General features: G+C 59.0%; 12 protein-coding genes. All 12 read left to right on the forward strand.

Annotated elements, in window-relative coordinates; all coding sequences use genetic code 11:
- Positions 1 to 188: 188 nt before the first annotated feature.
- Positions 189 to 1,193: a D-cysteate sulfo-lyase gene (gene cuyA, locus GM30_RS10620; protein ID WP_049848597.1), complete on the forward strand. Its 1,005-nt coding sequence runs from the start codon at positions 189 to 191 to the stop codon at positions 1,191 to 1,193.
- Positions 1,186 to 1,896 (forward strand): cysteate racemase, encoded by a 711-nt coding sequence (gene cuyB, locus GM30_RS10625; RefSeq protein ID WP_049848598.1) that lies wholly within the window; start codon positions 1,186 to 1,188, stop codon positions 1,894 to 1,896. Before cuyA ends, cuyB begins: the two co-directional genes overlap by 8 nt.
- A gap of 54 nt (positions 1,897 to 1,950) precedes the next feature.
- Positions 1,951 to 2,958, forward strand: coding sequence for a taurine ABC transporter substrate-binding protein (locus GM30_RS10630; RefSeq protein WP_124965931.1), 1,008 nt, complete (start codon positions 1,951 to 1,953; stop codon positions 2,956 to 2,958).
- Positions 2,955 to 3,695 carry an ABC transporter permease gene (locus GM30_RS10635; protein WP_049848599.1) on the forward strand — a complete coding sequence of 247 codons (741 nt, stop codon included), beginning with the start codon at positions 2,955 to 2,957 and terminating at the stop codon, positions 3,693 to 3,695. Before GM30_RS10630 ends, GM30_RS10635 begins: the two co-directional genes overlap by 4 nt.
- Positions 3,695 to 4,477, forward strand: coding sequence for an ABC transporter ATP-binding protein (locus GM30_RS10640; RefSeq protein WP_049848600.1), 783 nt, complete (start codon positions 3,695 to 3,697; stop codon positions 4,475 to 4,477). Before GM30_RS10635 ends, GM30_RS10640 begins: the two co-directional genes overlap by 1 nt.
- A gap of 53 nt (positions 4,478 to 4,530) precedes the next feature.
- Complete coding sequence (locus tag GM30_RS10645; RefSeq protein WP_049848601.1) at positions 4,531 to 5,748, forward strand: M20 family metallopeptidase; 1,218 nt, start codon at positions 4,531 to 4,533, stop codon at positions 5,746 to 5,748.
- 22 nt (positions 5,749 to 5,770) lie between these two features.
- A complete protein-coding gene (locus GM30_RS10650) occupies positions 5,771 to 7,333 on the forward strand; it encodes an ABC transporter substrate-binding protein (protein ID WP_049848602.1) in 1,563 nt (520 codons plus the stop codon).
- 12 nt (positions 7,334 to 7,345) lie between these two features.
- Positions 7,346 to 8,302: an ABC transporter permease gene (locus GM30_RS10655; protein WP_049848603.1), complete on the forward strand. Its 957-nt coding sequence runs from the start codon at positions 7,346 to 7,348 to the stop codon at positions 8,300 to 8,302.
- Positions 8,299 to 9,159, forward strand: coding sequence for an ABC transporter permease (locus tag GM30_RS10660; protein ID WP_049848604.1), 861 nt, complete (start codon positions 8,299 to 8,301; stop codon positions 9,157 to 9,159). The genes GM30_RS10655 and GM30_RS10660 overlap by 4 nt, the downstream gene beginning before the upstream one ends.
- Positions 9,152 to 10,801: a dipeptide ABC transporter ATP-binding protein gene (locus tag GM30_RS10665; RefSeq protein ID WP_049848605.1), complete on the forward strand. Its 1,650-nt coding sequence runs from the start codon at positions 9,152 to 9,154 to the stop codon at positions 10,799 to 10,801. Before GM30_RS10660 ends, GM30_RS10665 begins: the two co-directional genes overlap by 8 nt.
- A 106-nt stretch (positions 10,802 to 10,907) precedes the next feature.
- Positions 10,908 to 11,639, forward strand: coding sequence for a 23S rRNA (guanosine(2251)-2'-O)-methyltransferase RlmB (gene rlmB, locus GM30_RS10670; protein WP_038156268.1), 732 nt, complete (start codon positions 10,908 to 10,910; stop codon positions 11,637 to 11,639).
- Between the two features lie 116 nt (positions 11,640 to 11,755).
- Entirely contained in the window at positions 11,756 to 13,378 is a 1,623-nt protein-coding gene (locus GM30_RS10675) for an isovaleryl-CoA dehydrogenase (protein ID WP_049848606.1), read from the forward strand.
- Positions 13,379 to 13,405: the final 27 nt, after the last annotated feature.

Consider the following 13,405-nt stretch of genomic DNA (forward strand, 5'->3'; position numbering starts at 1 on the left):
CGGAAGGGGTTATTCTTTTTCGCCGCAAGCCATTCCAGAACAGAATATATCTTGTCCCGCCATCCGCTTTTCTCCTGCTTATACGTTTTTCAGTAATCGTTATTGAGTATTCTTGATTAGCCCCATCTGCCAGATGTGTATAGTGAATTTCACTTTTATAAAGCCCTTTTTATTAGCAAGGAGCGTATATGCATCTGGCCCGGTTTCCTCGAATTTCACTTGGTCATTTTCCGACGCCGCTGGAACCGCTGAATAATTTAAGCGAATTATTAGGCGGCCCCAAAATATGGATTAAACGCGACGACGCAACCGGTCTGGCAACGGGCGGAAATAAAACCCGCAAGCTGGAATTTCTGCTGGCGGATGCGCTGGAGAAAAAGGCCGATGTGGTCATTACCCAGGGGGCGACGCAGTCTAACCATGTGCGCCAGACGATCGCGGGTGCCGCGCGTCTCGGGCTGAAAGCGAAAGCGCTGCTGGAAAAGCGCGTTACCGATTTTGGTGAGGATTACCAGCGTTCCGGCAACGTGCTGCTGGATAACCTGCTCGGCGGCGATATCGTTGCCCATCTGCCGGGCGGTACTGATATGCAGCAGGCAATGGAAGAATACGCGGCGACGCTGCGCGAGCAGGGGCACAATCCCTATATCATCCCCGGCGGTGGCTCGAACCCGACCGGCGCGCTGGGCTACGTGGCCTGCGCGGAAGAGCTGCTGTACCAGTCATCAGAGCGCCGTCTGCGCATCGACCATGTCGTTCACGCCACCGGTAGTACCGGCACGCAGGCTGGTTTAGTCGCCGGTTTTACCGCCACCAATAGCCATATTCCGGTGCTGGGCATTAGCGTGCGGGCGCCAAAAGCGAAACAGGAAGAGAACGTCTGGAACCTGGCCTCGCGGACGCTGGATCTGCTTGGCGTGCCGGGGGAACTGTCGCGGCATGCGGTGGTGGCGAACAGCGATTATGTCGGCGACGGCTACGGTTTGCCGACGGAAGGCACCCTGGAAGCGTTGACACTGCTCGCACGCCATGAAGGCATTCTGCTCGATCCGGTCTATTCCGCGAAAGGCATGGCCGGGCTTATCGATCTCATCCGCAAAGGCCATTTCCGCCAGGATGAAAATATTGTGTTTATCCATACCGGCGGCGCGGCGGGTCTGTTTGGTTATCGTCAGGTGCTGGAACATGGCTAAGCCTTTTCTGCTTGGCGTACTGGGCGGTATGGGCCCGCTGGCGACGCTGGATTTTCAGCGCCGCCTGCTGGACGTCACCCCCGCGCAAAGCGACCAGCAGCAGATCCCCACGGTGGTCTGGAATGTGCCGCAAATCGCGGATCGTCAGAAAGCGCTGGCGGGCACCGGACCGTCGCCCTTGCCGCAGTTGCTCCACGGTATTGAGAAGCTGAATAAGGCAGGCGCGAGCCATATCGCCATCCCCTGCAATACGGCGCACCACTGGTACGACGCGCTCAGCGACGCGAGTGAGGCGCCCATTCTGCATATCGTGGATGCCACGCTGGATGCGCTGGCACAGTCGGCGCAAAGACCGCAGCGGGTAGGGGTGATTGCCACCAAAGGCACGCTGGAGGCGGGCTGGTATCAAACCCGGCTGGCACAGCAGGATATTGAGGTTGTCGTGCCAACGGAAGAGGAACTGGCGCAATGGTTTGTGCCGGGCTGCTACGCGGTCAAACGCGGGGCGCTGACGGAAGGGGGCGAGTTGCTGTCTCTGCAGGCCAACGCGCTGTTTGCCCGTGGTGCGCAAAAACTGGTGCTGGCGTGTACCGAGGTGCCAGTGGCGCTTGAGGCTGTCAATGCGCCGTTCCGCCATCTTACTTACGACCCGGCACACGCGCTGGCCGAACGATGTTCGCAGTTATGGCAATTAACCAGATAAACGGTCCGGTCTGGTATCGGGCGAAATAATGGGTTTCATCAAAGGATAAATAAAATGAAAAAACGTCTCTGCTTATTAATTGCAGCGGGTGGTTTATGGGCAAATATGAGTTTTGCCGATACACCGGCTGAAGTTCGCGTGGCTTATAGTGGCGGTTCCCAGGTATTAATGCTGGCAAAAGCTGACGGCTCTCTGGATAAAGCGTTAAACAGCAAAGTGAAATGGGTGCAATTTGCGTCTGGTGCGGATGCGCTGAATTATTTCGCCAGCAACGCGATTGATATCGCTAATTTCGGTTCCAGCCCGGCGACGGCCGGTATCGTGCGTAAATTACCGGTCGAGATTATTGGCGTTTCAGGCGTCATTGCCAGCTACGAGCGACTGATCGGCAAAGACGGCATTGCGAAAATTAATGATATCGAAGGCAAGCGCGTGGCGTATCCGCCAAACTCAACAGCGCAGTATGCCCTCGAAGCCGCAATCAGCGTGAATAAACTGGATCGCAGCAAAATCACGCTGCTGCCGTTGCGCCCGGCTGAGATGGTGGCGGCCTGGAAACGTGGTGACATTGATGCCGGTTATGTCTGGGCACCGTTTGCACAGGAGCTGGAGGCCTCGGGCGGTCATCAGGTGTTTGCCACCAAAGATCTGCAAAAAGACGGCTACCTGATCTACAACAACTACGTGGTACGCAAAGCCTTTGCGGAACAATATCCGGAAGCGGTCACCGCCTTCCTGCGCGTGCATCAGCAGAAAGTGGATGAGTTCAGGAAAGATCCGGAACGCGCCGCGGCGATTGTTGCAAAAGAGGTTGGCGCCCCGGTTACCACGGCGGCAAACACCCTCGGCGGGCTGGAATACCCAACGCTTGCCCAGCAGGGCACGGCGGACTGGCTGGGTAACGGGACGCAAACTTCCAACAGCGGTATTGGCAAAGCGTTGACCAAAACCTCCAGCTTCCTTGCCGGTATCGGTGAGATCCGTAAGCGCGATATTCCCGCCAACTGGGATACCGCGATTGAGTCCCGCTACATTCGCGATGCGGCGGTGGCGGCGCAATGAGATTGAGTCAGCATATCGCCATCAGCGTGTTGTCGGTGGCGGTTTTTTTTATCGTCTGGCAGGTGGCGGCGATGCGGCAGTGGGTCGATCCGCTGCTGCTGCCGTCGCTCACCGATATCGGCCTGACCACCGAAGAACTGCTGGCAGATGGCTACCGCCAGGTGCCGCTCTGGGAGCATATCGCGGTGAGTCTGGCGCGTGCCCTCAGCGCGTTTTCCGTGGCGATTATCATCGGTATTCCGCTGGGGCTGTTGATGGGGCTGTCGGACGGTCTGGCGGCAGTGCTTAACCCTTTCGTCCAGTTTCTGCGCCCGCTGCCGAAAATCGCGCTCATCCCGCTGGCGGTGGTCTGGCTGGGGATTGGCGAGGCGTCCAAATTCTTCCTGATTTTCATCGCCACGTTTTTAAGCGTGGTAGTCGGCGCGTCGGCGGCCGTTGAGCGCATCGGACGCTCGCGTATTCGCGTGGCGNTCCTGCGCGTGGTGCTGCCGGATGCGCTGCCGGATCTTTTCACCACCGTCAGGCTTTCTATTGGCATCGGCTGGACGTCGTTGATCGCGGCGGAGATGGTCGCGGCCAGTTCCGGGCTGGGCTGGATGGTAATCAACGCCAGCTCTTATCTGCGCACCGATATCGTCATGCTCGGCATTTTGCTGCTGGGCGGCATCGGCTATCTGCTGGATCTGCTACTGCTGGGGCTGCAGCGCCTGACGGTACCCTGGGCGGGGAAAGAATAATGAATGCCATCACTCTCGAAAATGTGTCGCTCTCTTTTGCGGCGAAACCGCAGCCGTTTACGGTGCTGGAAGATATCAGCCTGACCCTGAATCGCGGCGAATTTGTCGTGTTGCTGGGGCCGTCTGGCTGTGGAAAATCCACCATCCTGAACCTCGTGGCCGGCTTCAATAAACCGGATCGTGGGCGGGTAGCCGCAGGTGGTAAAACGGTGCGCCAGCCCGGACCGGATCGCGGGATGATCTTCCTCTTCCAGCAGCCCAATCTGTTCCCGTGGCTGTCGGTACTGGAAAACGTCACCTTTGGTCCGCGACTGGGGAAACACCGTAAGGACGAAACCAACGCGCAGGCGCAGGCATGGCTGGAGCGCGTGGGGCTGAAGGGATTCGAACATCACGCGCCCTGGCAGCTTTCCGGCGGCATGAAGCAGCGCGTGGCGCTGGCGCGCGCCTGGCTTCCGGGCCCGGAAGTGCTGCTGCTTGATGAGCCGTTTGGCGCGCTGGATGCGCAAACCCGACTGATGATGCAGGAGTTGCTGCGTGAGGCCTGGCTTTCCACCGGCACCACGCTGCTCTTCGTTACCCACGATGTGGAAGAGGCGCTGTTTCTTGCCGATCGCATTCTGATCATGTCGGCAAAACCGGGAAAAATCGTCGATGAGATTGTTTTGCCCTTTGGCCGGGAACGGGATATCGAAACCCTCGCCGAACACCCCGCCTACAGCGAGATCAAACACCACGTTCTGCATCGGGTGCGCCAGGAAGCGAAGCGGCACTTAGGTTAAACGCCATTCCCGGTGTCGGGAATGAATCAACTGTCATGACTGAGGTGGAAGCAATGAGCAGCAGCGAATTACGAGACCGTCTTGAAATAAGTATTCAACAGCACCGGGATGAGTACGTGGCGATAGCCAAAGATATTCACGCCCACCCCGAGACCGGTAACAACGAATATTACGCCAGCGGTGTGCTGACAGCGCTGCTGGAAAAACACGGCTTTGCCGTCACCCTTAACGTTGTGGGTCATGAAACGGCTTTCTATGCGGTGAAGGAGAGCGGTAAACCCGGCCCGACCATCGCCTATCTCGCCGGATACGATGCGCTGATTGATATCGGCCATGCCTGCGGACACAACATCATTGGCGTGACCAGTATTGCTGCGGCGATTGCGCTCGGCGAAACCCTGGACAGCACCGGCGGCAAAGTCGTCGTGCTGGGGACGCCAGCAGAAGAGGGCGGACTGCGGGGCAAAGGCGGCCCGAACGGCAATGTGAAGGCCCGGTTCGTGGAGCACGGTTTCCTGAAGGACGTTGATGCGGCGCTGATGATTCACCCGGCGGGTAAAACGCGTCTGACCGGCCCGTCGCTGGCGAATAATCATCTCTATTTCCATTTTTACGGCAAACCGTCCCACGCGGGAAGCTCGCCGCATAAAGGCGTGAATGCGCTGGATGCGCTGGTGCTGCTGTACAACGGGATTAGCGTCCTGCGCCAGCAGTTGCCGGATGGCATTCGCGTCCACGGCATCATTACCAACGGCGGGCAGGCGCCGAATGTTATCCCTGAATATGCGTCGGCGCATTACTACATTCGTGCCCATACCCGTGAGGAAGTGGTGGCGCTGGAGCCGCGTATCCGTGCGATTGCAGAAGGCGTTGCGCTGGCAACCGGCACCACGGTGAAAATTGAGCATCAGGTCGGGCCGCGAGATTTCAATATCAATCACACGCTGAACGGCGTGCTGCTGGAAGAGTTCACTGTCGCCGGGGAAAACGTCGAGCTGAAGGAAAAAGAGGGGCTTGGTTCCACCGACGCAGGCGATATCAGCCATGCGGTGCCGACCGCCCATCCGTACATCAAGATTGGTCCCGATGAATTAATTGGCCACACCGTGGCGTTTCGCGAAGCCGCGAACTCGGTCCAGGGATATGACGCACTGGTCACGGGCGCGCAGGTGCTGGCCCGTACCGGGCTGCGTCTGTTAACGGATGCAGCGCTACTGCAGGAAGCGAAAGACGAATTTGCCGGGCGCACCGCCACCACGCAAGCCGCGTGATCCTGACTGGAGTAACATAACAATGAAAATGCTGTTTTCTGCCGCCGCGCTGCTGCTAGCGGCGGTTTTACCCCTGGGAAGCGCACAGGCTGAGAGCGTCGATCGTAACGCCACGCTCAATATTGCCTACGGGAACCGGCCGGGCACGCTGGATCCCTATCTGACTACCAACAACGCCACGTCTGACGTGGACCGGCATATTTTCGAGGCGTTGTTCACTATTAATGCGAAATTCGAGCCGGTACCGGAGCTGGTGCAACGTTATTCCCTGAGCGACGATCGCAAGACCTATACCTTTGTGCTGCGCGACGGGATCCATTTTCATGACGGACAGTTGCTGACCGCCGATGACGTGGTGGCCTCAATGAACCGCTGGCTGGCCGTGTCGACGCAGGGCAAAGCCAACCTGCCGGGCGTGCAGTTTACGAAAGTTGATGATAAGACCGTCAGCTTTACGCTACCCGCTCCGTCGCTCATCACGCTTAACGTGCTGGCGGATGTGAAGAACATTGCCGCGATTATGCCTAAACGCATTATCGACGAGGCCAACAGCAGCAAGAAGCCAGTCACCGAACTCATCGGGACCGGTCCTTACAAGCTGGCTGAATTCAAACCGGGTGATTACCTGCACCTGACCCGCTATGACCAGTACCAGTCCCGCACGGAGCCGGCGAGCGGGTTGTCGGGGCAGAAAAAAGCGAACGTGAAGGACATCTGGTTCCGCTATATCACCGACGAATCCACCCGCCTGGCCGGGGCGATGACCGGTGAATATGATCTCGTTTTCCAGTTGCCGAAAGACAACATCGACACCCTCAACAGCGCGCCGGATCTGTCGCTGTTCCAGCCGCAGAGCGGCGGCTCACTGATCACTTATCTGTTCAACAAACATCAGGGGCCGTTTGCCGACGTGAAGCTGCGTCAGGCGTTTAACCTGGCGCTCGATGTTCATCAGACGCTGCTGGCGGGCTACAGCGATCCGCGTTTCTTCAAAGAAGATCCGTCGCTGGGTTTCCCGGATCAGGTGGACTGGTACAGCGAGGCGGGAAAACCCTTCTGGAATCAACACAAGCTGGATGAGGCGCGGGCGCTGGTGAAAGCGTCCGGCTACAAAGGTGAAGAGGTGGTGATTATCGCCACCAAAGAGTATGCCGAACTGTATAACCTGGCGATTGTGGCCCAGCAGGTGCTGAAGCAGATTGGCGTGAAATCGCGGCTGGATGTGTACGACTGGCCGACGGTGCTACAGCGCCGCCAGGATCCGAAAAACTTTGACCTCTGCGCGCTGGAATTTTCCATGCGTCAGGTGCTGCATCAGTATCCGTTTCTGGATTCCCGGGCGAAATTCCCCGGCCTGAGCGACAGCCCGGAAATCGATAATGTACTGGATCAGATTAAACAGGCGCCGTCGCTGAAAGCGGCCAAATCGCTGGTGGATAAACTGAATACGCTGAGCTGGCAATATTTGCCGGTCATTGTGCTGGGCCGTACCACGCCGGATGCGGTGGCGATCAAATCCAACGTAAAAGGCTATCAGGATCTCATCGGCCCCGTTCTGTGGAACGTTAGCGTGACGAAACTCTGATGGGGGAAGGCGATGAAAAGATACCTTTTTCACCGCCTGCTGGCGCTGCTACCGGTGCTGCTGGTGGTGTCGGTGGTGGTGTTCTGTCTGATTCACCTGGCGCCGGGCGATCCGGCGCTGGTGATCCTCGGCAATGACGCCAGCCCGCAGGACATTGCCGCGCTGCGCCAGCAGATGGGGCTGGACAGGCCTCTGCTGGTGCAGTTCGTCAGCTGGTTTGGTGAGATCCTGACCGGGGATCTGGGGCATTCGCTGTTTCTGAACACCAGCGTCATGTCGTTATTTTTACAGCATCTGACGCCAACGCTGGCGCTGGCACTTTATGCCCAGTTCATTGCACTGCTGCTGGGGCTGGCAGGCGGCGTGGTAAGTGCCTGGCAGCACGGCAGCATGACGGATCGGGTCATTCGAATGCTGGCCACGTTCGGCATGTCGGTGCCGGGATTTTTGCTTGGCCTGTTTTTGATCTTCTTCTTCGCCGTTCAGCTACGCTGGTTCCCCGTGGTGGGCTATCGCTCAACCAATGACGATTTCTGGCTGAACGTCTGGTACTTAACGTTGCCCGCCATCGCGCTGGGATTACGCATTGCCGCGCTGATAGCCCGCATGACCCGGGCCGTGATGCTGGATGTCATGCAGGAGCCTTTCATCAACACCGCACGCGCAAAGGGCGTGCCGGAGCGGCTGGTGCTGCTGCGTCATACCCTGCAAAACAGCCTGATCCCCATTCTGACCATTTGCGGTGAATCATTCGCCTCGCTGGTGACCGGCACCATCGTGATCGAGAGCGTATTCGGCATTCCGGGCGTAGGATCGCTGATTGTGGATTCGATCGAGCGGCGTGATGTGACGGTGATCCAGGGCGTGGTGTTGCTGATCACCGTGTGCTACGTGTTGATCAACCTGGCGGTGGATCTGCTGAGCTATCTGGCCGATCCGCGCCTGTCCGTCGACGGAGGAGAAAAATGAGCCTGTCGAGAAACCCGGGGCTGTTGATCTGGCCCGCCGTGCTGGCGGCGATCGTGCTGCTGTCGTTTTTTGCCAGCCTGGTGAGCCCTTACGATCCCTACAGCATCGATCCGTTGAGTCGCCTGAAACCGCCTTCTGTTGAACACTGGTTCGGTACCGATAACTTCGGCCGGGATCTGTTTGTCCGTGTGGCGCTGGCGGTACGGGTATCGCTCTCCGTTGGCGCGGCGGTAGCGGCGATCGCGGGCGTCACGGGGATTGTCATCGGTTTACTGTGTGCCTGGTATCGTCCGGTCGACAGAGTGTTAATGCGCGTCTGTGATGGCCTGTTCGCTTTTCCGTCGTTGCTGCTTGCCATCGCCATTGTGGGCGTACTGGGGCCGAATATCGCCAACGTGGTGCTGGCGTTGTCACTGGTTTACGTGCCGTCGATAGCCCGGGTGATCCGCGGCGCGGCCATGGTCATTAAAGAGAAGAATTTTATCGAAGCCCTGCGCGCGCAGGGGGCGAGCGCTTCGCGCATTATCTGGTTGCACCTGCTGCCTAACGTCATCTCGCCGTTTATCGTGCAGGTCAGTTGGGTGTTTTCAGTGGCCATTCTTACCGAAGCGGCGCTGAGTTTTCTCGGTTCCGGCGTACCGGCCCCGATGCCGAGCCTGGGCAATTTGCTGCTGGAAGGGAAGGCTGTGATCTTCACCGCCTGGTGGATGACCTTTTTCCCGGGCATAGCGATTGTGCTGTTGATTCTCGGACTGAATATCATTGGCGACGATCTGCGTGACAGCGCCGACCCAGGCCTGAAGCCGTTGCCGCGCCGCGTGCTGCGACTGTTAAAACAAGGAGCACGCCATGGCTGATGCCTTGCTTGAGGTAAACGATCTGGCGGTAGATTTCGCGACGCGGCTGGGTGTGGTTTCCCCGGTGCGCGGCGTCTCCTTCCAGGTCAACACCCACGAAACCCTCGGCATCATCGGTGAATCCGGCTGCGGTAAGAGCGTCACCGCGCAGGCGTTGATGGGGCTGCTCTCACCACGCACCAGCCGGGTTGATGGCGAGGTGATTCTGGCGGGGCAGGCGTTGCATTCGCTGTCGGCGAAGGCGCGCCGTCAACGCAGCGGGCGAGAGATGGCGATGATTTTTCAGGATCCGCTCGCCAGCCTCAATCCGGTAATGACCATTGGCGCTCAGATTGATGAAAGTCTGCGGCTGCACACATCACTGACGCGGCCACAGCGTCAGCTAAAAATCATCAGCCTGCTGACGCAGGTTGGTATTGTCGATCCTGCCCGCTGCGCCAGCGCCTGGCCGCATGAGCTTTCAGGCGGTATGCGCCAGCGCGTGATGATCGCCATGGCGATTGCGACCTCTCCCTCGCTGCTGATTGCCGATGAGCCCACCACGGCGCTGGACGCTACCATTCAGGCGCAAATTCTCGACCTGCTGGATGAGATTAAACTGCAGACGGGCATGGGCATAGTCATTATCACGCACGATTTGAGCGTGGTGGCGCNAACGCCGCTGGCGGAAATTCGCGGTCAGGTGCCCGCTTTGCATGATTTGCCTTTGGGCTGCACCTACGCCGATCGCTGCCCGCTGGCGCAGCCGCGCTGCCGGGCACAGGCCCCTGAACTGCGGGCTGTCGGGCACAAGGCACAACAGGTTCGCTGCTGGCGGGCCGACGAAACGGGAGTGTTGGNNATGACGGCACCTTTACTGAGCGTGAATAATCTGTCGAAAACGTTTCACCGTCGCGGGCAGTCGGTACAGGCAGTGGAAAACGTCAGCTTTACCCTCAACGCCGGTGAAACCTGGGCGCTGGTGGGCGAATCCGGCAGCGGCAAAAGCACAACCGGTCGCCTGGTGCTGGGGCTGACGTCTGCAAGCGCGGGTGAGATCACGTTTGAAGGGCGATCGCTGGCAGGACTTAACGCTGCAGGCTGGCGGTGCGTGCGTCGCGACATGCAGATGATTTTTCAGGACCCGCTTTCGTCGCTCGATCCAAAACGCACCATTGGCTATAGCCTGGAAGAGCCGCTGATTATCCACGGCGCCGGCAATCGCAAGGCGCAGGTTGCTGAGATGCTGGAACAGGTTGGCCTGCGTCCGCAGGATGCCGCCCGCTATCCGCATGAGTTTTCCGGCGGCCAGCGTCAGCGTATCGGCATTGCCCGGGCGTTGATCCTCAAGCCGAAGCTGATTGTCTGCGATGAGCCGGTTTCAGCGCTGGATGTGTCTATTCAGTCGCAGATCCTCAATCTGCTGATGCGCTTGCAGCGCGACCATGGGCTGGCATATCTCTTTATTTCTCATGACCTGAATGTGGTCCGACACATCGCTGACAGAGTGGGGGTGATGTACCGGGGATCGCTCGTTGAGCAGGGAGAAACGGCGCAAATCTTTGCCGCCCCGCGCCATGACTACACGCGTTATTTGTTGAACGCCATTCTGCCCGCGCACCCTGTTACGGAGGGGGAAACACGCGCCGTCGCCAACGGGTAAGTCTGACAGGGTCGATCTGAACGCCGTGTCGGTTATAATAGGCGCAAGTGATTTGTCTCACGGCCCCATTTAACCCGGCGCACACCGCCCCCAATGAGTAAGTTTAATGAGTGAAATGATTTACGGCATCCACGCGGTGCAGGCCCTGCTGGAGCGCGCTCCTGAACGCTTTCAGGAAGTGTTTATTCTGAAAGGACGCGAAGACAAGCGCCTGCTGCCGCTGATCCACGCGCTGGAAGCGCAGGGCGTGGTGATTCAGGTTGCCAGCCGCCAGTATCTCGACGAGAAAAGCGAAGGTGCGGTGCATCAGGGGATCATTGCGCGCGTGAAGCCGGGTCGTCAGTATCAGGAAAACGATCTGCCCGATCTGCTCGCTTCACTCGATCAACCGTTCCTGCTGATCCTCGACGGCGTGACCGATCCACACAACCTCGGTGCCTGCCTGCGCAGCGCGGATGCCGCAGGCGTGCATGCGGTGATCGTCCCGCGCGACCGTTCTGCCCAGTTGAACGCTACGGCGAAAAAAGTGGCCTGCGGCGCGGCGGAAAGCGTACCGCTGATCCGTGTGACTAACCTGGCGCGCACCATGCGTCTGCTGCAGGAAGAGAACGTCTGGATCGTCGGTACGGCGGGCGAAGCCGACCACACGCTGCATCAGAGCAAAATGACCGGCCCGCTGGCGCTGGTGATGGGGGCGGAAGGCGAAGGTATGCGCCGTCTGACTCGCGAACATTGTGATGAGCTCATCAGCATTCCAATGGCGGGCAGCGTGTCGTCGCTGAACGTCTCGGTGGCGACCGGTATCTGTCTGTTTGAAGCCGTGCGCCAGCGCGGTTAATCGCCACTGACCTCACAAAACCATCCTGCGGGATGGTTTTTTTTGCCCTCCATTCAGGCGTGACTGGCAAAGGCTAACCATACTTATCAGGACAGCCATTGAAGGAGGGAAACGCAATGCACTGGCAAACGCATACCGTTTTTAATCAACCCACCCCGCTCAATAACAGTAACCTTTTCCTTTCCGATACCGCGTTACGGGAGGCGATACAGCGTGAAGGCGCTGGCTGGGACGGTGAACTGCTGGCCAGCATCGGGCAACAGCTGGGCACCGCGGAATCGCTGGAGCTGGGCCGTCTGGCGAACGCCAATCCTCCTGAACTGCTGCGTTATGATGCCACCGGCGCGCGCCTGGATGATGTGCGTTTTCACCCTGCCTGGCATCTCCTGATGCAGGGGCTGTGCGCCAACCGGGTGCATAATCTGGCGTGGGAGGAGGATGCCCGCGCCGGGTCCTTCACCGCTCGCGCCGCGCGATTCATGCTGCATGCGCAGGTGGAAGCGGGAACGTTGTGTCCGATTACCATGACCTTCGCCGCCACGCCGCTGCTGAAGCAATCCCTGCCAGCCCCTTTTGCCGAGTGGATGACGCCGCTGCTGAGCGATCGCTACGACGCGCATTTGCTCCCCGGTGCGCAGAAACGTGGTTTGCTGATTGGCATGGGAATGACGGAGAAGCAGGGCGGATCGGATGTCCTTAGCAATACCACGCGGGCAGAAAAAACCGACGATGGCAGTTGGCGGCTGGTGGGGCACAAGTGGTTTTTCTCGGTGCCACAAAGTGACGCGCATCTGGTGCTGGCGCAGGCGAAAGGCGGTTTATCCTGCTTTTTCGTTCCCCGTTTTCTGCCGGACGGACAGCGGAACGCCGTTCGTCTTGAGCGCCTGAAAGACAAGCTCGGCAACCGTTCGAATGCCAGCAGCGAAGTAGAATTTCTCGACGCCTCGGGATGGCTGCTCGGCGAAGAGGGTGATGGCGTACGGCAGATCCTCAAAATGGGCGCGCTGACGCGGTTCGACTGTGCGCTGGGCAGTCACGGGCTGATGCGACGCGCGCTGTCGGTGGCGCTGTACCATGCGCACCAGCGGCAGGTCTTCGGTAAAAACCTGGTCGATCAGCCGATGATGCGCGAAGTGCTGGGCCGTATGGCGTTGCAGCTGGAAGGGCAAACCGCGTTCCTGTTCCGTCTGGCGCGGGCGTACGATCGCCGGCAGGATGCGCAGGAAATGCTGTGGGCACGTCTGTTCACCCCGGCGGCGAAATTTGCCGTCTGTCAGTCCGGTATTCCGTTTGTTGCGGAGGCGATGGAAGTGCTGGGCGGCGTGGGCTATTGCGAGGAGAGCGAACTGCCGCGCCTGTATCGAGAGATGCCGGTCAACAGCATCTGGGAAGGCTCCGGGAACATCATGTGTCTCGACGTGCTTCGTGTGCTCAGTAAACAGCCTGGCACCGTCGAACTGTTGAGCGAAGAATGCGCTGAGGTGAAAGGGCAGGATCGTCATTTCGATCGCGCCTGGCGTCAGCTCCAGCAATTGCTGCGTAAACCGTCAGAAGCGCAGGGGCGCGAAATCACGCAGCAGCTCTGGCGGCTGGGCGTTGGTGCGCAAATGCTGCGTTATGCGTCGCCGCCAATAGCACAAGCCTGGTGTCGGATGATGCTGGATACGCGAGGGGGAACGGTGTTGAGTGAACAGGTGAAAGAGGATCTGCTGCTGCGCGCGACGGGGGGAGGACGATAGCACAACGCGGGCAGACGGCATGAAGTC

Origin of the sequence: Trabulsiella odontotermitis, from assembly GCF_001188485.1 — a bacterium.
Classification (GTDB): Bacteria; Pseudomonadota; Gammaproteobacteria; order Enterobacterales; family Enterobacteriaceae; genus Trabulsiella; species Trabulsiella odontotermitis_A.